The sequence below is a fragment of the Streptomyces sp. NPDC028907 genome (genome assembly GCF_055564995.1).
In genome coordinates this window covers 809,816-830,307 of record NZ_JBVHVE010000002.1, presented here as the reverse complement: position 1 = coordinate 830,307, position 20,492 = coordinate 809,816, and the positions used below count along the sequence as shown (strand labels likewise).

Genomic DNA, 20,492 nt, shown 5'->3' with positions numbered 1-20,492 from the left:
GGACCGAGGGGCGCTGATACGGACCGTTTCCGGTGGACGTATCGGGGCGTGCGAAGTCGACCCGGTGACCCGGATCGCCAGAAGAAGTGTACGGGACCCGCGAGGCCCCGGGTGACGCCGCTGTCCACAACCGGAGAGTTGTCCACAGATCCCGGCCATGATCGGCGAGGGTGCGGGACGGTTGCGCCATGCGAGAGAAACGACGGCCGGGGGCGGCACGGACATGCGGACGGCTGATGTTGCTGCTGCTCCTGACGGCGACCGCCCTGCTGGCACCGGTCCCCCGACTGCCCCTGACCCCGAGCGCCATGGTCGTACGCCCTGCCGCACCGGACCCGCCGGTGCCGGCGGTCGGCCGGGCCTGGCCCGTGGGCTCACACCCACCGATCCTCCGCGGCTGGGAACCCCCGAGGAACCCGTACGGCCCCGGCCACCGCGGCGTGGATCTGACGGCTCCCGCCGGGGCTCCGGTACGAGCGGTGGCGGCCGGACGAGTGTCGTTCGCGGGCCGCGTCGCCGGAAGGGGCGTCGTGTCGGTGGAGCTGACGGACACCGGAGATCCACCACTGCGGGTGACGTACGAGCCGGTGGAGGCGACCGTGCGGAAGGGCGACGAGGTCGAGGCGGGAGAGCTCGTGGGAACGGTGGAGCCGACGGGCTCACACTGCACGGCTGTCTGCCTCCACTGGGGCCTCCGGAAGGGCGACACCTACCTGGACCCACTGTCACTCCTACCCCCGTGGCTACTCCAGCGGGGGCCATCGAGGCTGCTGCCGGTACTGGGGGTGCCGCTGCCGCCCTAGCAGACATGGCCGACCACGGCTGACGCTCGCATCGGGCAGCGCGACGCCCAGCGTCAACCCCGACGCCGGGCGCCCACCGGATCCGGGCAGCGCAACCACCCGCCCAGCCCCGCAGGGATCACCGCGGGGCTCAGCCCCGAACTCCCCGCAACGCCATGGAGACAGCCGCGTCCGTGATCGCCGAAGGCTCCTCCGCCGCCCCCAGTTCGATCCGCCGCACAGCCGCGTCCACCACACCCTGCAACAGCATCGCCGCCAGCCGAGGCTCCGCGTGCCCCATCTCCCTCAGCGCCTCGACGATCATCGCGACCAGCCCGCCGTGCGCCGCCCGGATCTTCTCCCGGGCCCCCGCGTCCAGCTCACTCGCCGAGATCGCCACGACAGCACGGTGCCGCCGGTCCCCGACCAGCGCCAGCTGCCGGCGCACATACGCCTCGACCTTGCCCTCGGCCGTGGCCTCCCGTTCCATCGCCGCCGAGACCTCCGCGGCCCACACGGGAAAGTCGACCTCGCACAGCTCCTCGACCACGGCGGCCCGGGAGCGGAAGTACTCGTACACGGACGACCGCGCGAGGCCCGTCCGCTCGGCGAGGGCCGGGAAGGTCAGCGCCTCCGTCCCGCCCTCGGACAACAGGGAACGAGCCGCGTCCAGCAGGGCGGCTCGCTGCATCGACCGGTGCTCGGCCACGGAGGCCGCTCGAATCCTTGGCACGTCAACCACTGTACGGACGCACCCCCGCCGACGGGAGTCACTCCGCGCAACCCCACACACGTCCCGCCAGGTCAACGACCGAAGCCGGCCAGCTTCGCCCGCAGCTGGAGCACGGACTTGGTGTGGATCTGGCTGACCCGGCTCTCGGTCACCCCCAGCACGTTCCCGATCTCGGCGAGCGTGAGCCCCTCGTAGTAGTACAGCGTCACCACGGTCTTCTCCCGCTCGGGCAACGTGTTGATCGCCCGCGCCAGAAACCGCCGAAGCTCCCGGTCCTCGGCCACCTCGACCGGATTGTCCGCGGCGGTGTCCTCCAGCGTGTCCATGACGCTCAGCCCGTCGCCGCCCTCGCCCCCGACGTGCAGCAGCTCCTCCAGGGCCACCACGTTGGCCAGCGACAACTGACTGAACACCGCGTGGAGTTCGTCCACCGCGATGCCCATCTCGACGGCCACCTCCGCCTCCGTCGGCGTGCGCCGCAGCCGCGCCTCCAGCGTCGCGTACGCCCGCTCCACGTTCCGCGCCTTCTGCCGCACCGACCGCGGGATCCAGTCGAGCGCCCTGAGCTCGTCGATCATCGCGCCCCGGATCCGCGTGATCGCGTATGTCTCGAACTTGATCTCCCGGTCGATGTCGAACTTCTCGATCGCGTCGATGAGCCCGAAGACCCCGGAGGAGACGAAGTCGGCCTGCTCGACGTTGGGCGGAAGGCCGACGCTCACCCGGCCCGCCACGTACTTGACGAGCGGCGAGTAGTGCAGGATCAGCTGCTCGCGCAGCCGCTCGTCCCCCGTCGCCTTGTACGACCGCCACAGCTCGTCGAGCGTCGAGGGAGCGGGCGGCCGCACGCTGCCACCGTCACGGGCGGCTGGGGGGGTGGCCGCCCGGTCGGACCCGGAGGTGTGCTGGGGCATTCGTTGCCTTGTGCCGTTCTGCCGTGATGTGGGGGTTCCTGGAGGATCTGTCGGTCTGATGTCGCACTGGTGCCGTTCTGTGGACCTTCCGGTGTCGAGGTGCCGGTCTGCGTCGGAATTCATGTGAGCGTAGCGTGACTGAAGTGTCGCGGTGCGCGAAGGGCGGAGCACCAGCCGCACGCAGATACGTTCCGCTGGACGCCCTGCCGGGGCATCACGGTCGCTCTACGTGATCATCGGAACACCCCAACTGGGGGAATTCACAAGGGCGTCCGTGTTCCCCCGTACGGCCGAACACGCTCGGTCAACATCCACTGCGAGCGGCCCGAACGGAGATCATCGCCTGGCGTGTCAACTTCCAGCCGTCGCTGTGTCGTTCGACGTAACCAAGTGAGCGGAGTTCGTACAGTCTCGCGACCGCGTCGTCCTCGGTGGTCTGCGCGCCGCGTGCCACCTCGTCGGCTCCGGCCGCGCGGCGGCCGGGCAGCGCGGCCAGGACTCTGCGCGCCGCCGGCTCCAGCAGATCGCGCGGCAGGACGGGCCCGCGTCGCTCCGGTGCGAGTTCTCCCATGTCCCCCACGAGTTCGACGACCTCGGCGGCGTCGGTGACGAGCACGGCGTCGGTGCGCAGGAGTTCGTGCACCCCAGCGGAGAGGCCGCTGGTGGCCGGGCCCGGCACCCCTATCGTGTGACGTCCGAGGCGCTGTGCGGCCCGGGCGGTGACCAGTGAGCCGCTGCGGTGGGCGGCCTCCACGACCACCGTGCCCCGGGTCAGGGCGGCGATCACCCGGTTCCGCACGATGAATCTGCTGGGTGTCGGATGGTCCCCCGGCGGCAGCTCACCGATCACGAGCCCCTGTTCGGCGATCCTGTTGATCAACTGGGTGTGACCGCGCGGATAGGGCCGGTCGACCCCGCAGGCGAGCACGGCGACGGTCGCTCCCCCGGCGCCCAGGGAGCCCCGGTGCGCGGCTCCGTCGACGCCGTAGGCACCGCCGGAGACGACCACCCAGCCCCGTTCGGCGAGCCCGCCGGCCAGCGTGGCCGCCATGTGCGCGCCGTACTCGGTGCACGCCCGGGCCCCGACGACGGCCACGGACCGCAACGCCCACATCCGCAGGCTGGCCCGCCCTCGCACCCACAACCCGATCGGCCGGGCGTCCCCCAGATCGTCGAGCTGTCCCGGCCACTCGACATCCCCGGGACGGAGAAAGCGCACCCCCGCTTCCCGGGCGGCGGCGAGATCCCGACCGGGGTCGGCCCGCAGCCCTCGCGCCCGCAGCCCCTCCCACCGCTTGTAGCTCACCCCCGGCAGGGCCTCCGTCCCCTCCCGCAACCGCCGCGCCACTTCCCCCACGCCGTACTCGCGCACCCACCGCCCGGCGACCTCGTCGCCGGGCTCGACGACCCGGCTGAGAAAGACCCGGCCGAGGAGTTCGTCGTCCGGAGTCCCGCTGCCCGTCATGTCAGCGCCCCGATGGCCATGGGCACACCGCGCGGCACACCGGTGCGCAGTTGCAGCGCCAGGGCGACGTCCGTCGCGTCGGGCCGGTCGTGGCCGACGAGGTCGGCGACGGTCCAGGCGACGCGCAGGACACGGTCGAGTCCGCGGGCGGTCAGCACACCGCGTTCCATGTTCCGTTCCGCCTCGTCCATGGCACCGATCGCGGCGTACCAGCGGCTGCGCAGCTCCCGTCCGGGGATCTCGCTGTTGGTCCGCCAGGGCGTACTGGCGAGCCTGGCCGACGCCCGCTCACGGGCCGCCCGCACCCGGTCGGCGACCGTCGCGGTGGACTCGCCCCGGGCGCCGCGCTCGGTCAGCTGGGCGCGGGTGACCCGGTCCACCTCGACGCGGAGGTCGACCCGGTCGAGCAGCGGTCCGGACAGCCGGGCCTGATAGCGGCGGATCGCCGAGGGCGGGCACTCGCACAACTCGTCCGTCCGGGAGAAGCGGCCGCACGGGCACGGGTTCGCGGCCAGCACCATCAGGAACTTCGCCGGGAAGCGCACGACACCCGCGCTGCGCGCGATGACCACGTGACCGGCCTCCAGGGGCTGCCGCAGAGCATCGAGGGCCTGGCTGCCGAACTCGGGCGTCTCGTCCAGAAAGAGGACGCCTCGATGGGACAGTGACACCGCTCCGGGCCGCGCGATGCCCTGGCCACCGCCGACGAGCGCCTGCATGGTCGCCGAGTGGTGCGGGGCGCAGTAGGGGGCGACGTCGATCAGGGGCTTGCCCGGGGGCAGCAGTCCCGCCACCGAGTGCACCGCCGTGACCTCCAGTGACTCCTCCCTGGCGAGCCGGGGCAGGATGGCCGGCAGTCGCTCCGCGAGCATCGTCTTGCCGGCGCCGGGCGGCCCTTCCAGGAACAGGTGGTGCCCGCCCGCCGCGGCGACCTCCACGGCCGTACGCGCCGACATCTGGCCCACCACGTCGGCCAGGTCGTGCCCGTGGTCGGGCTGGGCGGCGCCCATGCTGTGGATGCCCGTGGCCGCGCCCGTCCCCGGCACGCGCAGTCCCGCGAGCAGCGGATCGGGGCGGCCCTGGTCGTCGGGTTCCTCGTCGGGTACGGGTTCGTCCGCGAGGACGGCGATGAGCTGGCGCAGGCTGCGCACGCCCAGGACGGAGACGCCCGGGACCAACGATGCCTCGGCCGCGGCGCACTCCGGTACGACGACCTGCTCGTAGCCGGCGTCCGCCGCCGCCAGTACCGCGGGCAGGATGCCCCGTACGGGACGCACGCGTCCGTCAAGGCCCAGCTCACCGATCATCACGATGTCGGCGAGAACCTTTGGATCGATCCGCTCGCAGGCGCCGAGGACGGCGCAGGCGACGGCCAGGTCGAAGCCGCTGCCCGCCTTGGGGACCGATGCCGGGCTGAGCCCGACGGTGAGCTTCTTCTGCGGCCACTCGCCGCCCGAGTTGACGACGGCCGCCCGCACCCGGTCCCGGCTCTCCGTCAGGCTCTTGTCCGGCAGTCCCACCAGCGTGAACGCCGCGACCCCCGGCTCCAGGTCTGCCTGGACCTCGACCACGACCCCCTCGACGCCCACCAGGGCGACCGAGCATGTCCGCGCGAACCCCATGTCAGGCCACCCCCCGCGCGTGCTCGACCACGGGCGCGCCGCGGTCGGGCAGGACGATGCCGACCAGGTCGATGCGCACGCCGCCGGGTGGAGCGCCGCCGTGCGCGTGGATCCAGTGTTCCGCGAGGCCCCGCAGGCGCCGCGTCTTCTCGGGGGAGACCGCGGCCATCGGATGCTCGTAGCCGCTGGTCCTGCGGGTCTTGACCTCGCACACGACCAGCACGTCGCCGTCCCTGGCGACGATGTCGATCTCTCCGGTCCTGCCACAGCGCCAGTTGCGCTCCAGCACCGTCATCCCGGCCTCGGCCAGCCGCCGCGCGGCCAGATCCTCGCCGTACCTGCCGAGTGCACTGCGTGCGTTCATGTCGGCACCACCTCCGGCGCCAACGATGAGGGCAGCTCAGCGAGCTATTGGATCTTGGTGGACAAGTCCGCGACTGTGGATATCTCCCTCACCCCTGCGGGTGAACATCACCGGGCGTCATCCACTCGGGAGCTCGAGATCACTCTTGTTCAGCTCCTCGATGTTCACGTCCTTGAATGTGAGCACGCGAACCTGCTTCACGAACCGCGCCGGCCGGTACATGTCCCACACCCAGGCGTCCGCCATGGACACCTCGAAGAACACCTCACCCTGGACCGAGTGCACCTGCATCTCGTAGTCGTTGGTCAGATAGAAGCGGCGCTCGGTCTCGATCACATACTTGAACAGACCGACGACATCGCGGTACTCCCGATAGAGCTTGAGCTCCATCTCGGTCTCGTACTTTTCGAGGTCCTCGGCGCTCATGGCATGTTCCCCTTCAGCCGTGCGATCCCACCATTGTGCGCCAGTCCCGTCAGCACCTAGACAATTTCGGGGTCAAGGGTCACGGACCGGGCAGGGGGACCTTCGTCGAGCAGAGTGCGCAGCAGCTCGGCGAGTCTGGTCGGATACACCGTCTCATGTGCCTGGGCAAGTTCCTCACACGTCCACCAGCGCGCTCCGGCGACGCTGCGCCGCTCCAGTTCGGTGAGCGCCACGGCCCGGGTCTCCGTCTGCGTCGTGCGGGCCAGGTAGTACCACTCGTCCTGGTCCCAGCGGCGCCCTGCGAACGGGAAGGAGCACCTTCGCCGCCACAGCACGGGGCCGAGTTCGACCTCCGTGATGCCGGTCTCCTCGGCGAGTTCCCGCAACGCGGCCTGCGCACGGCTCTCGGCGCCCTCGACGCCCCCGCCCGGGGTGAACCACCAGTCGTCGGCGGGATCCTCCGGCTCATGGCCGTGCAGCAGCAGGATGCGGTCCCGCGGGTCCAGGAGGACGACTCGGGCGACCTTGCGCAGCCCGCCGTCGTACGAGTCCCCGTAAGGGTTCGTGCTCGTGTCCGTCGGGTCAGCGGACACTCGCGGCCTCCGTGCCCGACCGGGCCCGCTTGCTCCGCCGGTTCGCGATCGGGCCGTACGCACCGCCGCCGAGGACGAGTACCCCGCCGACGACGATCAGCGCGACCATCGTCCGCAGCGGCCCCGGCGGCGACAGCGCGCCGAGCTGTTCGAAGCTCGTGGGGCGCTCCAGCATGCCGTCCATGGGCCAGACGACGGCGTCCACCCGGGCCGACACGGCGCTGCGCGCGACGGTGCCGCGGGCGGCGTCCGTGAGGTGGGCCGTGGAGTCCAGGGAGCCGCTGCGCTCGTCGCCGAGCAGGAAGAGCCTGCCCTTGGGGACCGTCACCGTGGGAAAGTTCTGGAGTTCGGCCAGGCCGTCCTTGGCCAGATACGGCTCGTCGATCTGCTTGCCGTTGACGGTCAGCTTGCCGTCCGTGCAGCAGGCCACGGTGTCGCCGCCGATCGCGACCACGCGCTTGACGACGGGCGCGTTGCTCACCCAGGTCTTGTCGGTGAAGACGACGACGTCGCCCCGGCGTATCTCGCCGCCGTCGACGCGCTGGGCCAGCACCCGGTCGCCCGCACCGATCGTCGGCGCCATCGAACTGGTGGGCACGGTGTACGGCCGGTAGATCACCGCTCCCCAGACGAACCCGCCCAGGAACAGCACCAGGCCCAGCGCCACGGCCAGCCCGGACAACCGCTGTCCGGTCCGGCTGCCCGCCGGGCCCCTGCTCGCGCCACCGCTACGCGGCGCCGTACGTGTCGTGCTCTCGCCACCCATGGGTCCGCACCCTACCCGGCGGTACCGACAGCGGGCAGCCCCTCCCGAGACCCCTGCGGTCACAGGCTCGGCAAAGCTTTTCCAAGCTCCCGGCACCGGGCGGGGCAGCGAGGTCTGCGCCGCCCCTGGAAGGTGCCGGCCCGTCAGCGAGTCTCGGCCGCCGCGATCCGGCGCCGACGCCACAGCACCAGCGGCACCGCGCCGGCCAGGGCGAGCCCCTGCGGGGCGACCGTCAGGGCGACGGACCGGGCGCTCAGGTTCTGCTCGAAGGTGTCCGGAACCGACAGGTTGTCCCAGCGGTTGATCGGCCAGGCGATCACGATGGCGCGGCCGACGACCTCGTCGACGGGGACCATGCCGTGGTTCTTGTCGGACTGGTTGTAGCGGGAGTCGCGGGAGTTCTGCCGGTGGTCGCCCATGACCCAGATGAAGCCCTCGGGCACCTTCACCTTGAACTGGCCGCCCTGGTCGTCCTGGCTGCACGGCGTGTTGCCCGGATAGACGTAGGAAGCCTCGCTCAGCGCCTTGCCGTTGACCTTCAGCGGCCCGGTGCCCTCGCACTCGATCGTGTCGCCGCCGACGCCGACGACGCGCTTGATGAGGTCCTTCTCCTCCGCCGACGGCATCAGGCCGATCCAGCTGAGGAAGGTCTGCAGGGCGTTCGGGTCGGGGGTGGGCTCGCCGGCCAGCCAGTTGTCGGGGTCGTGGAAGACGACGACCTCGCCGCGCTCGGGCTCGGAGCCGAACCAGGGGGTGAGCTTGTCCACCAGGACGCGGTCACCCTGCTGGAGGGTGTTCTGCATCGAGTCGGACGGGATCGAGAACGCCTGCACCAGGAACGTCTTGATCAGCAGCGCGAGGACGAGCGCGATGCCGATGAGAATGGGCAGCTCCTTCCAGAAGGAGCGCTGCTTCTTCGGCTTGGGGACCGCCCCGGATCCCTCACCGCCGGTCGGGGGCTGCCCGCCCGACCCTCCTGCGTCGCCGTCCCCTCCGGAGTCATTCCCGGAGGTCACGGCGCCGTCCGCGGCCGGGTCGGCGGCGCCCACGGGACGTCCGCGGTGCTCCTCGCCGTCGTGCCCGGACCGTGCGCCAACCGCCACATCCCCCACGCCAACTCCTTACTCTGTGCCGCTGCCTGCCCCATGCGCGGCGCAGGCCCACCACTCCCATAACGAGCGGGAGTTCCGCAGGGGTCGGGAGTTGGATCGTTCCGTTCGAATCGTCGGAAGCAACCCTATGCGACAGCGGGTCGGAGGCGGTCGACCCGGTGGCCGAGTCGGACACGGAAGCGTAGGTATTCGGCTCGTCCAGGCTGCTCCAGTGGCCGAAGGGCCAGGCGATCCACATGGCGCGGCCGACCACCTCGTCCTCGGAGACCGTGCCGCCGTAGTCCCTGTCCTGATGCGCCCGGGAGTCCGCGGAGTTGGCCCGGTGGTCACCCATCACCCACAGCCGGCCCTGCGGGACGGTGATGTCGAAGTCCGTCTTCGACGGGGCGTTGCCGGGATACAGGTAGTCCTCGTTCAGGGGCACGCCGTTGACGGTGACCCGGCCCTGCGTGTCACAGCACTTGACGCGGTCACCGCCGACGCCGACGACGCGCTTGATGAGGTCCTTCTCGTCGTCCGACGGCAGCAGTCCGATGAAGGTGAGTGCCTGCTTGACCTGCTTGATGACGACGGGGTCCTCCCTCTTCACCGTCGTCTGCTCGTCCTGGAGCCAGCCGCCGGGGTCCTTGAAGACGACGACGTCCCCGCGCTGCGGCTTGGATCCGAACCAGGGGGTGAGCTTGTCGACCAGGACGCGGTCGCCGATCTGGATCGTCTGCTCCATGGAGCCGGACGGGATCACGAAGGCCTGGACGAGGAAGGTCTTCAGGACCAGCGCTATGAGGACGGCGACGCCGACGAGAAGGGGTATCTCCTTCATCGCGGAGCGCCTGCGGCGGCGTTTGACCTTGCGCTGGAGCTTGCGCCGCTCCGCGCGGGTACGACCGCCGGCGGGGCTGGCGGCACGCCGGGAACCGGTGGGGAGGAGATTGTCGGCGGCACTGCTGGGTACGCCCCGCGGCTTGCCACGATTACCCATGCGTGCCCTCCGCTGCGGCTGCGGGCACGCGCGCGTAGGCGTCCGGACGGTGCAGTCGGGTCCAGTGGGCGGCCGGCCATACGATCCAGTCGGCGCGGCCGATGACGTCGTCGACCGGGACCATCCCGCCGCCGGGCGAGCCCAGATGGTCGCGGGAGTCACTGGAGGCGCTGCGGTGGTCGCCGAGGACGAACAGCCTGCCGTCGGGTACGAGGACGTCGAAGCGCACCGTGGACGGGCTGTCTCCGGGGAACAGGAACGTCGACTCGTCGACCGACCGGCCGTTCACCTGGATCCTCCCCTCCTTGTCACAGCAGACCACGTGGTCTCCCCCCACACCCACAACGCGTTTGATGTAGTCGGCATCCCCGAAATACCCAGTTCCATCGAACACGACAACATCACCGCGCCGCGGTTCGGCACCGAAACGGTACGCCAACTTATTTACGAGAACGCGGTCGCCGATCCTCAATCCGGACTCCATGGATCCGCTGGGAATCTCGAACGGCCGTAGCACGAACGTGTTGAGCACCAGCAGAAGGGTCAGGAAGACCAGCAGGGTCAGGCTGATCCGCCCGCCCGGGAGCCACTCGGTGATCCGCGACACCAACGCGAAACGCGACCGTCCCTCCTGTCCCTCCGTGTCCGAGATCTCCTCGGAGTCGGAAGGGCGGGAGGAGCGGTCGCGCTCCGTCTGCTGTGCTTCGGTGTCCATCGGGGCCAGATGTTATCCGGCCCCGCTTCGGACCCCGCGGGGGCGAGCCCCCGAAAGCGCTCAGTTCTCGCGCTTCTCCTTGATCTTCGCCGCCTTGCCGCGCAGGTCGCGCAGGTAGTACAGCTTGGCGCGGCGGACGTCACCCTTGGTGACGAGCTCGATCTTCTCGACGATCGGGGTGTGCACCGGGAAGGTGCGCTCGACGCCGACGGAGAACGAGACCTTGCGGACCGTGAAGGTCTCGCGGACACCGGCGCCCTGGCGGCGGATCACAACGCCCTTGAACTGCTGCACACGGGAGCGGTTGCCCTCGATGACGCGGACGTGGACGTTGACGGTGTCGCCCGGGCGGAAGGCCGGGACGTCGCTCCGCAGCGACGCGGCGTCGACGGTGTCGAGCAGGTGAGACATTTCGTCTGCTTTCTTCGCCCATGCCACAGGTCATAGGCGGGAGCTAGGTGTTTCGAAGGATGCTGTCCGTGTCGGGGCGGGCGTCGTGTCCCCCTGTGGCAGGGGCGCACGCCGGACGACGCACAACAGCCGCCTATTCTTCCACGCCCTCTGTCCTGCGCCAAAATCGGCCGAACCGCTCCCCCTCCGGATCGGGCATCCAGCCCAGGATGGAGAGCATCTCGCGGTCCTTCTTGTCGAAGACCTTGGGGTCGCAGCGCTCGATGAGGTCGGGTCGGTTGGCCGTGGTCCGCCGTAGCGCCTCGTCCCGGCGCCAGCGGGCGATCTTGCCGTGATGGCCGCTGAGCAGCACGTCGGGGATGTCCCGGCCGCGCCACTCGGGCGGCTTGGTGTAGACGGGGCCTTCCAGAAGGTTGGCCATCGCGCCGGGCGCGAAGGAGTCGTCCCGGTGGGACTCGGCGTTCCCGAGGACGCCGGGCAACAGGCGCGCCACGGCCTCCGTGATGACCAGTACGGCCGCCTCGCCGCCGGCGAGGACGTAGTCGCCGATGGACACCTCGTGGACCGGCATACGGGTGGCGTACTCGTCGATGACCCGGCGGTCGATGCCTTCGTAGCGGGCCGGCGTGAAGATCAGCCAGGGCTGTTCGGACAGCTCGACGGCGAGTTCCTGGGTGAAGGGCCGCCCGCTGGGCGTCGGCACGATCAGGGTCGGCGCGCCGGATCCCGTCTCGTAGCCGTCGGCCAGCACGGAGTCCAGCGCGTCGCCCCAGGGGTCGGTCTTCATGACCATGCCGGGTCCGCCGCCGTACGGCGTGTCGTCGACCGTGTTGTGGCGGTCGTACGTCCAGCCGCGGAGGTCGTGCACATGGACGTTCAGCTGTCCACGCGCGCGTGCCTTGCCGACGAGGGAGACGTTCAGGGGCTCCAGGTACTCGGGGAAGATCGTGACGACGTCGAGCCGCATCAGTCCTCGGCCTCCGCGTCGCGCGAGGAGGCCACCTCGGCCCGGTCGTCGATCAGGCCGGGCGGCGGGGTGATGACGGCCCGCTGCTCCTCCAGGTCGATCTCGGTGACGATCTCCGAGACGAAGGGGATCATCACCTCGCTCCCGTCGGGCCGCTCGACGATGAAGAGGTCCTGGGACGGCAGGTGCGAGATCTCGGTGATACGACCGACCTCGACCCCGTCCGCGGTCACCACGTCGAGGTCCATGAGCTGGTGGTCGTAGTACTCGTCCTCTTCCTCGGGCAGCTCGTCCGGGTCGATCTCGGCGATGAGGAGGGTGTTGCGCAGCGCCTCGGCGGCGGTGCGGTCCTTGACCCCCTCGAAGCGCAGGAGGAGCCGGCCGCTGTGGACCCGGCCGGTCTCGATGGTGAGCGGCCCGGTGGCGGCCGGGTCGGTGGCCAGGACGGCGCCGGGGGCGAGCCGCAGTTCCGGCTCGTCGGTACGGACCTCGACGGTGACCTCGCCCTTGATGCCGTGGGCGCGGCCGATCCGTGCGACTACCAGCTGCACGAGTTCAGATCTCCTGTCGTACGACTACGGGCCGGGGACGGCCCAGTGGCCCTCCCCGGCCCGAGCCGGTGCTGCGTTCGGCGTCAGCGGACGTGGTCGACGTCGACGAGGTCGACGCGGACACCGCGGCCGCCGATGGCGCCCACGACGGTGCGCAGAGCGCGTGCGGTGCGGCCGTTGCGGCCGATCACCTTGCCGAGGTCGTCGGGGTGGACCCGGACCTCCAGCACACGCCCGCGACGCAGGTTGCGCGAGGCGACCTGCACATCGTCAGGGTTGTCGACGATGCCCTTCACGAGGTGCTCGAGAGCCTCCTCGAGCATGCTCAGGCCTCGGTCGACTCGGACTCGGCCGCGGCCTCGTCCTTCTTGTCAGCCTTCTTCTTCTGGGTGATCGCCTCACCCTTGCCCTCGTCGTCGCCACCGAGGGCCTCGAACGACGGGCGAGCCTTCTTCGGCTCGGCGACGAGCAGCGGCGCCGGGGCGGGCTCGCCCTTGAACTTCTGCCAGTCGCCGGTCTTCTTCAGGATGGCGAGCACGGGCTCGGTCGGCTGCGCGCCGACACCCAGCCAGTACGCGACACGGTCCGCGTCGACCTCGATGACCGACGGGTTGTACGTCGGGTGGTACTTGCCGATCTCCTCGATCGCACGACCGTCACGACGGGTACGGGAGTCGGCGACGACGATGCGGTAGTGAGGCGAACGGATCTTGCCCAGACGCTTCAGCTTGATCTTGACTGCCACGGGAGTGGGTTCTCCTGGATTTGACGTGGTTGGGCACGGCGAGAATGCCGCGTGGGGTTGCGGTACCCGAGTGCCCGATGGACGCGTCAGCCGGAGGAGAGAGGGGTCCTGTGCGACTGTCGAGTACAGCTAGTCATTGTGCCACACCCTGCGGGTCGCCTTGGCCGGGGGCGGCGAGGGGTGCTGGGGCAGGGCACGCCTGAGCGGCGCCGGGCGCTTCAGGTGCCGTCACGGCGTCGTGCAGCCCGGCGCCGCGGGGTGCCGCCCCGGCGGCACCCCGACGCGTCCACGTAAGCCATACGTCCCCGACCGGCAGCCACGAGATGCCGGTGCCCGACGAGGCGCCGTTACGCCGCTCCGACCACCTCGGGAATCCGAAACGGCTTCCCGCAGCCGCCGCACACGATCGGCGCCTGCGCCAGCACCGACGGAACGACCCGGACATTGCGGCCGCAGTCGCAGACCGCCTTGACGCGGACGCCGCCGCCGGAGGAGCCGTGACGGGCGGCCGGGCCCCGGAAGGTCCTGCCGGTGTCGGCGGAGGTCGCCGCGGTGTGGGCCTTCAGGGCGCGCTGGAGGCGTTCGATGGTCGGGCGGTAGCGGCGCTTGGCCTCGGGGTTGAGCGTGACCAGGGAGAAACCGCTGCTCGGGTGCGGTTCCTCGGGATGGTCCAGGCCCAGTTCCTCGGCGATGGCGAGGAATCTGCGGTTGTGGTAGCGGCCGGCCCGGGACGTGTCGCGGACGCCGCGCGCGGCGGCGATGCCATGGACTGCCTCGTGAAGCAGTCGCTCGAAGGAGAGCTCGTGACCGCAGGCGGACGACGACTCCCCGATCAGGGACTCTGGCGCGGCGAGATCCGGCAGCTCGGGGTGGTACCGCTGAATGTCGGCCCACGCCTCTGCCAGCTCTGCGGCGAGAACAGGTGGTGTCTGTGTCGTGCTCACGTAATGACAACGAGCCGGAGTGCCGCTGTGTTCCGATTCCGGGCCATCCCAAATAATTTGCACGTACCCGTCAGTTGCGAATGATGCGTCATGACGAGGGCGGGTGCGCCGATCTGCGGAGAAGCCTCACAGCTCATACCCAACCGGTGCGTAGTCTGACGTACGCGCCGGCGCGTACGCCCCGTCCACGCGCCGGTGTGGCTGTGGTTCGCGGATGCGCAAGAGGCGATTCGGTCGCTCTCGTTCCCCACGTGCGTCCGCTCAGTAAGCGCGTGCCACGACCGCGACGTTACCGGGCGCGTCGTCGGCGTCCGGCACCGACCCGTCCTCGGCGACCAGACACCGTACGGTGACCGCGTGCTCGGCCAGTGTGGCCTCGCCTTCTTCGCCGAGCCTCGCCCACGGGACGCGAGCCCAGCCGCCGCCGAGGGCCGCTTCGACGGCCTCGTCGACCGTCGTCACGTCGGTGGTGCGGGACTCGCGACGCTCGCGGGCCTGGGTCAGCAGCAGCGCCTGGTCCTCTTCGAGGACTGTGGGGAGCAGTCGTACGAGCGACTCGACGGGCACCGGTTCCTTGCCGCCCGGGATGCGGCGGGCCAGCATCGCGGTGCCGTTGTCCAGGTCACGGGGGCCGACCTCGATGCGGACGGGCACGCCCTTGAGCTCCCAGTCGACCGCGCGGCGGCCGAAGGGGGTGTCGGTGCGGTCGTCGACATGGACGCGGATGCCGGCCGCCTTCAGCCGATCGCCGATCTCGCGGACCTTGGCCAGAACCGCTTCGTCGCCCTTGATGGCGAGGACGACGGCCTGGATCCCCGCGAGGCGCGGCGGGACGCGCAGGCCGTTGTCGTCGCCGTGCATCATCACGAGGGCGCCGATCATGCGGGTGGTCGAGCCCCAGGAGGTCTGCCAGACCAGTTCCTGGGTGCCGTCCTTCGACAGGTACGAGGTGTTGAAGGCCTTGGCGAAGTTCTGGCCCAGCTCATGGCTGGTGGCCATCTGGAGGGCCTTGCCGTCGCCCATCATCCCTTCGAGCGTGAGGGTGTTGACCGCACCGGCGAAGCGCTCCTTGACGGTCTTGCGACCGGCCACGACGTCCATGGCGAGGACGTTCACCATGAAGTCCTCGTAGACCTCGCGGTGGATGTGCGCGGCGAAGTCCCGGGCGTCCTCGTAGGTGGCGTGCGCGGTGTGGCCCTCCTGCCACAGGAATTCCGTCGTACGGAGGAACAGGCGCGGCCTGAGTTCCCAACGGACCACGTTGGCCCACTGATTGATCAGCAGCGGCAGATCGCGGTAACTCTGCACCCACTTCGAGAAGTAGTCGTTGATGATCATCTCGGAGGTGGGGCGGACGACCGCCGGCTCCTCGAGCTCCTTGCCGCCGCCGTGCGTGACGACCGCGAGTTCCGGAGCGAAGCCCTCGACGTGGTCCGCCTCGCGGGTGAGGTACGACTGCGGGATCAGGAGCGGGAAGTACGCGTTCTGCGTACCCGTCTCCTTGATCCGGGCGTCCATCTCGGCCTGCATCCGCTCCCACAGCCCGTACCCGTACGGCCGGATGACCATGGTGCCGCGCACCGGACCGTTGTCGGCCAGCTCCGCCTTGGCGATCAGATCCTGGTACCAGCGCGGGAAGTCCTCCGCCTGCGGCGTCAGTACGGGTGCCTTTGCCATGGCGCGATGGTACGGGCCCACGTTGCCGGAATGTGAATTTCGGCCACGTACACAGGGAAGCCTCAAGCAGGGCTCCGCGACCCCTGGACGCGACGTCGGGTGCGGAGTTTCCTGGCATACGTGGGGATGTGAGCGCATGTCACGGGGGCCACGGAATCGGAGCCAGAGGCAACTCTCTGCGGATTGGGGCGCTTTAGATGACACCTACGCTCGTGCGGCAGCACCTGCCTCACGCGGGCGCTGCAGCCCGTGTGGACCTGTGTGCACGCGCGCGTGACTGGTCCGAGATCCAGGAGCGGATGCTGGTTCCGCTCTACGAGGCCGTCTACGAACGAGTGGAAGTGGGGCCGGGCACCCGGCTGCTGGGGCTCGGCTGCGGCAGCGGGCTCGCCCTGCTGATGGCGGCGTCCAGAGGCGCGGCCGTCACCGGAGTCGAGTCCTCCTCCCCCGAACGACTGGCCCTGGCCCGGCGGCGGCTGCTGCCCGAGGGGTGGGACACGCGCGCGCGTACCGACGCGCGGCTCGTCGACGGCTCGCCCGGTGACTCGGCCGACCCCGAGGCACCCGCGTACACGCTGGTGACCGCGTTCGAGCCCATCGGGTGCCTCGCGGGTGACTCGGAGGGGCTGGGCGAGGCCCTCGCGGCCGCGACACCGCGCGCCGAGCGGGGGGCTCCCGTGGTGCTGGCCGGCTGGGGTCCGCCGGAGCGCTGCGCCACGTCGTCCGTGCTGCGGGTCGCCACCAAGCTGGCCGATCCCCTGCGCAGTACGGGCAGTTGGCGCCCCGCCCTGCGCGACGACCTGGAGGAGGTCGCCCAGCGCGCGGGACTCAGGCCCGACGGCTCGGGGCGGGTGGCCTGTCCGTTCGGGTACGCGGACGTGGACAGTGCGGTACGGGGGCTGCTGTCGACGGGGTTGTTCGACGCGGCGATCACGGCGACCGATCAGGCGCAGGTCGACAAGGAGGTCGCGGAGGCTCTGCATCCGCATCTGCGACCGGACGGGACGGTGTGGATGCCGAACGTGTTCCGGTACCTGATCGCCCGGGTGCCCTGAGCCTTACGGGGCGTCGTCCTTCTTCAGCCGCGTGATCCCGGCGATGCGGTACGCCTCGGCCTCCTCCAGCGTCTCGTTCTCCAGCAACGCCTCGGCCAGGGCGTTCAACTGCCCCCGGTGGTCCTGGAGTTTGCGGCAGGCCTCCTCGTAGCACTCGTCGACGATCCGGCGCATCTCGGCGTCGATCACGTCGAGGGTCTGCGGGGCGGCCGCGAGCCCGTACGCCTGCTGGGGGTCGCTCGGCAGGGCGGACAGCCGGCCGACCCGTTCGCTCATGCCCCAGCGGGCGACCATGGCGCGCGCGATGTTGCTGACCTGTTCGAGGTCGTTCTCGGCGCCCGTGGTGACGACGCCGTAGACCACCTGTTCCGCCGCCATGCCGCCGAGGGCGCCGATGATGCGGCCGCGCAGATAGCCCTCGGAGTGTGCGTACCGTTCGACCTCGGGGGTCGACATCGTCACGCCGAGGGCACGGCCGCGCGGCACGATGGTGATCTTGCGTACGGGGTCGGCGCCCGGCTGGAGCATGCCGAGGAGGGCGTGTCCGCTCTCGTGGTAGGCGGTGCGCCGGCGGTCCTCCTCGGGCATGACCAGGGTGCGCTCGGCGCCCAGCTGCACCTTCTCCAGCGCCTCCGACAGGTCCGCGTTGGTCACCCGGTCCTGTTTGCGCTTGACCGCGAGCAGGGCGGCCTCGTTGGCGAGGTTGGCCAGATCCGCACCTGTCATGCCCGGGGTCGTGCGAGCGACCTGGGTGAGGTCCACGTCCTCGGCGAGCGGGATCGCGCGGGTGTGGATGCGCAGGATGGCCTCACGGCCGCCGCGGTCCGGCGGAGAGACGTTGACGACGCGGTCGAAGCGGCCGGGGCGGGTCAGGGCCGGGTCCAGGATGTCGGCGCGGTTCGTGGCCGCGATGACGATCACGCCCTCGGAGCCGGAGAAGCCGTCCATCTCGGTGAGGATCTGGTTGAGCGTCTGCTCGCGCTCGTCGTGCCCGCTCACCGACGCGCCGCCGCCGCGCGCCCGTCCGATGGTGTCGATCTCGTCGATGAAGATGATCGAGGGCGCCACTTTGCGTGCCTCGGCGAACAGTTCGCGGACGCGGGAAGCGCCGACGCCGACGATCATCTCGATGAACTCGGAGGCGGAGGCGGAGAAGAACGGCACGCCCGCCTCGCCCGCGACAGCGCGCGCCAGCAGGGTCTTGCCGGTGCCGGGCGAACCTGCGAGCAGCACGCCGCGCGGCATCTTGGCGCCCATCCTGCGGTAGACGTCGGGATGCTCCAGGAAGTCGACGACGTCGTCCAGCTCGCCCTTGACCTCGTCGATGCCGGCCACGTCGGCGAACGTCGTGCGCTCCTTGCCGGGCTGGAGCTCGACCGGCTTGGGGGGTGCCTTGCGGCCGAGCATGCCGCCCGCGCCGCCCATGCCCGCTCCCATCCGCCGGGCCACGAAGATCCACACGGCGAGCAGGAGCACGATCGGGATCAGGGAGAACAGCAGGTTGGAGACGACGCCGCGCTCCTTCACGACCGGCTGGGCGGTCACCGTCACGTCGTGGCGGTCCAGCTGCTGCCAGAGGTCGTCGTCCGCGAAAGCCGGCCGCTGGGTCTTGAACCGGGTGTAGTCGCCGTCGCCGTCGGGGTTGTCCCGGGCGCTCTTGAGCTCACCCTGGATCGCGTCGCCCTTGGAGTAGATCTTGTCGACATTGCCGGCGTCGACCTGTCTGCTGAACTCCGTGTAGGAGATCGTCGGCTCGTTGCCCCGGTCGAGGTACGTCAGCCCGACATAGGCGAGCAGGAACACGATCACCGCGGTGAGGATCAGGCCCCACCAGCGACCGCGCACTCGTCGGCCACGGGGCCGCCCGGGCGGCTCGTCCGGTGTGCCCTCGGTGCGCCACGGCTGGTCAGGGGCCTTGCGTGGTGGCGCGGCATTGCTCATATCTGGACGTTACGGCAGATGCCGGGCCCTGGCATGCGCTGAGGGCGCCCCCTGCGGGAGGGCGCCCTCGATGACGTACGCGATGAGCTGTCAGCCCTTGAGCTCTCGGGTCAGCCCATGAACTTCTTGAACTCGTCCGGCAGCTCGAAGTCCTGCCCGGCCTGCTGGCCCGGCAGCCCGAGGGCGCCCCCGGCCTGAGCGGCGGCGGCCCTGCGGGCGGCCTCCTCCTGCTCCTGCTGCTTGCGCTTCATCGGGTTGCCGGAGCGCTGCTTGCCCTTGGCCTTCTTCGGCTGCTTCTTCGTACGGCCAGGACCGCCACCCATGCCCGGCATCCCCGGCATACCGGGCATGCCGCCGCCCTGGGCCATGCGGGACATCATCTTGCGGGCCTCGAAGAACCGCTCGACGAGGTTCTTCACCGCGCTGACCTCGACACCGGAACCGCGGGCGATTCGGGCGCGCCGCGAGCCGTTGATGATCGTCGGCTCCTGGCGCTCGGCCGGGGTCATCGACTTGATGATGGCGGCCGTGCGGTCGACGTCGCGCTCGTCGAGGTTGTTGATCTGGTCCTTGATCTGGCCCATGCCCGGGAGCATGCCGAGCAGCTTGCTGATGCTGCCCATCTTCCTGACCTGCTCCATCTGGGACAGGAAGTCGTCCAGGGTGAAGTCCTGGCCCTTCTTCGACGCCAGCTTGGAGGCCATCTTCTCGGCCTCGGCCTGGTCGAAGGTCTTCTCCGCCTGCTCGATCAGGGTGAGCAGGTCACCCATGTCGAGGATGCGGGAGGCCATCCGGTCCGGGTGGAAGGCGTCGAAGTCGTCGAGCTTCTCGCCGTTCGACGCGAACATGATCGGCTTGCCGGTGATCTGCCGGATCGACAGGGCCGCACCACCGCGGGCGTCACCGTCGAGCTTGGAGAGCACCACGCCGTCGAAGCCCACGCCATCGCGGAAGGCCTCCGCGGTGTTGACCGCGTCCTGACCGATCATCGCGTCGACGACGAAGAGGATCTCGTCCGGCGAGACCGCGTCTCGGATGTCCGCGGCCTGCTGCATCATCTCCTGGTCGATGCCCAGGCGGCCGGCGGTGTCCACGATCACGATGTCGTGGACCTTGGCCTTGGCGTGCTCGATGGAGTCCTTGGCGACCTTGACCGGGTCACCGACGCCGTTGCCCGGCTCCGGCGCGTAGACCGCGACGCCCGCGCGCTCGGCGACGACGCTCAGCTGGTTCACGGCGTTGGGGCGCTGGAGGTCGGCGGCGACCAGCAGCGGCGAGTGGCCCTGCTCCTTCAGCCAGCGGCCGAGCTTGCCCGCGAGGGTGGTCTTACCGGCACCCTGCAGACCAGCGAGCATGATCACGGTCGGCGGCTGCTTGGCGAACCGCAGACGCCGGGTCTCGCCGCCGAGGATCGTGACGAGCTCGTCGTTGACGATCTTCAGGACCTGCTGGGCCGGGTTCAGCGCCTTGGAGACCTCTACGCCGAGGGCGCGCTCCTTGACGTTCTTGATGAACGTCCGGACGACGGGCAGCGCCACGTCCGCTTCGAGGAGCGCGATGCGGATCTCGCGCGCGGTGGCGTCGATGTCCGCCTCGGAGAGCCGTCCCTTGCCGCGCAGGTTCTTGAAAGTCGCTGAGAGGCGATCGGAGAGAGTATCGAACACGGCGCTCGCGGTCCTCGGGGTCGGTGGCAGCTGGGAATCGCCCTCCAGGGTATCCCGGCCGCGCAG

General features: G+C 70.3%; 22 protein-coding genes. 2 read left to right on the top strand and 20 right to left on the bottom strand.

Annotated elements, in window-relative coordinates; genetic code table 11:
• The first annotated feature begins 188 nt into the window (after nucleotides 1–188).
• Nucleotides 189–803, top strand: a complete 615-nt coding sequence (locus tag ACZ4UU_RS08295) for a murein hydrolase activator EnvC family protein (RefSeq protein ID WP_468037617.1) — start codon at nucleotides 189–191, stop codon at nucleotides 801–803.
• Nucleotides 804–933: 130 nt separating this feature from the next.
• Here the strand turns inward: ACZ4UU_RS08295 and ACZ4UU_RS08290 are convergent, their stop codons facing one another.
• From ACZ4UU_RS08290 to proS, 18 genes are all read right to left on the bottom strand, one after another.
• Entirely contained in the window at nucleotides 934–1,491 is a 558-nt protein-coding gene (locus ACZ4UU_RS08290; RefSeq protein WP_234763389.1) for a TetR/AcrR family transcriptional regulator, read from the bottom strand.
• 95 nt (nucleotides 1,492–1,586) lie between these two features.
• Complete coding sequence (whiG, locus tag ACZ4UU_RS08285) at nucleotides 1,587–2,429, bottom strand: RNA polymerase sigma factor WhiG (protein WP_468037615.1); 843 nt, start codon at nucleotides 2,427–2,429, stop codon at nucleotides 1,587–1,589.
• Nucleotides 2,430–2,733: 304 nt separating this feature from the next.
• Nucleotides 2,734–3,894, bottom strand: a complete 1,161-nt coding sequence (gene dprA / locus ACZ4UU_RS08280) for a DNA-processing protein DprA (RefSeq protein ID WP_468037613.1) — start codon at nucleotides 3,892–3,894, stop codon at nucleotides 2,734–2,736.
• Complete coding sequence (locus ACZ4UU_RS08275) at nucleotides 3,891–5,516, bottom strand: YifB family Mg chelatase-like AAA ATPase (RefSeq protein ID WP_468037611.1); 1,626 nt, start codon at nucleotides 5,514–5,516, stop codon at nucleotides 3,891–3,893. Before ACZ4UU_RS08275 ends, dprA begins: the two co-directional genes overlap by 4 nt.
• Before the next feature lies 1 nt (nucleotide 5,517).
• A complete protein-coding gene (locus ACZ4UU_RS08270) occupies nucleotides 5,518–5,880 on the bottom strand; it encodes a YraN family protein (protein WP_468037609.1) in 363 nt (120 codons plus the stop codon).
• Nucleotides 5,881–5,997: 117 nt separating this feature from the next.
• Nucleotides 5,998–6,306, bottom strand: a complete 309-nt coding sequence (locus tag ACZ4UU_RS08265; protein ID WP_003993268.1) for a DUF2469 domain-containing protein — start codon at nucleotides 6,304–6,306, stop codon at nucleotides 5,998–6,000.
• A gap of 56 nt (nucleotides 6,307–6,362) precedes the next feature.
• On the bottom strand, nucleotides 6,363–6,899 hold the full coding sequence (locus ACZ4UU_RS08260; protein WP_468037607.1) for an NUDIX hydrolase: 537 nt from the start codon (nucleotides 6,897–6,899) through the stop codon (nucleotides 6,363–6,365).
• Nucleotides 6,889–7,665: a signal peptidase I gene (gene lepB, locus ACZ4UU_RS08255; RefSeq protein WP_468037605.1), complete on the bottom strand. Its 777-nt coding sequence runs from the start codon at nucleotides 7,663–7,665 to the stop codon at nucleotides 6,889–6,891. Before lepB (ACZ4UU_RS08255) ends, ACZ4UU_RS08260 begins: the two co-directional genes overlap by 11 nt.
• 143 nt (nucleotides 7,666–7,808) lie before the next feature.
• Nucleotides 7,809–8,777: a signal peptidase I gene (gene lepB, locus ACZ4UU_RS08250; protein ID WP_468037603.1), complete on the bottom strand. Its 969-nt coding sequence runs from the start codon at nucleotides 8,775–8,777 to the stop codon at nucleotides 7,809–7,811.
• Nucleotides 8,665–9,756, bottom strand: a complete 1,092-nt coding sequence (gene lepB, locus ACZ4UU_RS08245) for a signal peptidase I (protein ID WP_468037601.1) — start codon at nucleotides 9,754–9,756, stop codon at nucleotides 8,665–8,667. The genes lepB (ACZ4UU_RS08250) and lepB (ACZ4UU_RS08245) overlap by 113 nt, the downstream gene beginning before the upstream one ends.
• The gene (gene lepB / locus ACZ4UU_RS08240; RefSeq protein ID WP_468037599.1) at nucleotides 9,749–10,471 is read right to left on the bottom strand and encodes a signal peptidase I; all 723 of its coding nucleotides are present in this window, start codon (nucleotides 10,469–10,471) and stop codon (nucleotides 9,749–9,751) included. The genes lepB (ACZ4UU_RS08245) and lepB (ACZ4UU_RS08240) overlap by 8 nt, the downstream gene beginning before the upstream one ends.
• A 60-nt stretch (nucleotides 10,472–10,531) precedes the next feature.
• Complete coding sequence (gene rplS / locus ACZ4UU_RS08235) at nucleotides 10,532–10,882, bottom strand: 50S ribosomal protein L19 (protein WP_194040127.1); 351 nt, start codon at nucleotides 10,880–10,882, stop codon at nucleotides 10,532–10,534.
• Between the two features lie 133 nt (nucleotides 10,883–11,015).
• Nucleotides 11,016–11,849: a tRNA (guanosine(37)-N1)-methyltransferase TrmD gene (gene trmD, locus ACZ4UU_RS08230; RefSeq protein ID WP_468037597.1), complete on the bottom strand. Its 834-nt coding sequence runs from the start codon at nucleotides 11,847–11,849 to the stop codon at nucleotides 11,016–11,018.
• Nucleotides 11,849–12,400, bottom strand: a complete 552-nt coding sequence (gene rimM / locus ACZ4UU_RS08225) for a ribosome maturation factor RimM (RefSeq protein ID WP_468037595.1) — start codon at nucleotides 12,398–12,400, stop codon at nucleotides 11,849–11,851. Before rimM ends, trmD begins: the two co-directional genes overlap by 1 nt.
• Before the next feature lie 83 nt (nucleotides 12,401–12,483).
• Nucleotides 12,484–12,723: an RNA-binding protein gene (locus tag ACZ4UU_RS08220; protein WP_003973401.1), complete on the bottom strand. Its 240-nt coding sequence runs from the start codon at nucleotides 12,721–12,723 to the stop codon at nucleotides 12,484–12,486.
• A 2-nt stretch (nucleotides 12,724–12,725) separates the two neighbouring features.
• Nucleotides 12,726–13,145, bottom strand: a complete 420-nt coding sequence (gene rpsP / locus ACZ4UU_RS08215) for a 30S ribosomal protein S16 (RefSeq protein WP_062709179.1) — start codon at nucleotides 13,143–13,145, stop codon at nucleotides 12,726–12,728.
• A 347-nt stretch (nucleotides 13,146–13,492) separates the two neighbouring features.
• A complete protein-coding gene (locus ACZ4UU_RS08210; protein ID WP_468037592.1) occupies nucleotides 13,493–14,089 on the bottom strand; it encodes a hypothetical protein in 597 nt (198 codons plus the stop codon).
• 261 nt (nucleotides 14,090–14,350) lie between these two features.
• Nucleotides 14,351–15,766 carry a proline--tRNA ligase gene (gene proS, locus ACZ4UU_RS08205; protein WP_468037590.1) on the bottom strand — a complete coding sequence of 472 codons (1,416 nt, stop codon included), beginning with the start codon at nucleotides 15,764–15,766 and terminating at the stop codon, nucleotides 14,351–14,353.
• Between the two features lie 197 nt (nucleotides 15,767–15,963).
• On the opposite strand from proS, the gene ACZ4UU_RS08200 reads away from it, so the two are divergent.
• Complete coding sequence (locus ACZ4UU_RS08200) at nucleotides 15,964–16,821, top strand: SAM-dependent methyltransferase (protein ID WP_468037588.1); 858 nt, start codon at nucleotides 15,964–15,966, stop codon at nucleotides 16,819–16,821.
• Between the two features lie 3 nt (nucleotides 16,822–16,824).
• Here ACZ4UU_RS08200 and ftsH read toward each other — a convergent pair whose 3' ends face one another.
• Nucleotides 16,825–18,762 carry an ATP-dependent zinc metalloprotease FtsH gene (gene ftsH, locus ACZ4UU_RS08195; RefSeq protein ID WP_468037586.1) on the bottom strand — a complete coding sequence of 646 codons (1,938 nt, stop codon included), beginning with the start codon at nucleotides 18,760–18,762 and terminating at the stop codon, nucleotides 16,825–16,827.
• Nucleotides 18,763–18,872: 110 nt separating this feature from the next.
• On the bottom strand, nucleotides 18,873–20,426 hold the full coding sequence (gene ffh, locus ACZ4UU_RS08190; RefSeq protein ID WP_468037584.1) for a signal recognition particle protein: 1,554 nt from the start codon (nucleotides 20,424–20,426) through the stop codon (nucleotides 18,873–18,875).
• Between the last annotated feature and the right edge of the window lie 66 nt (nucleotides 20,427–20,492).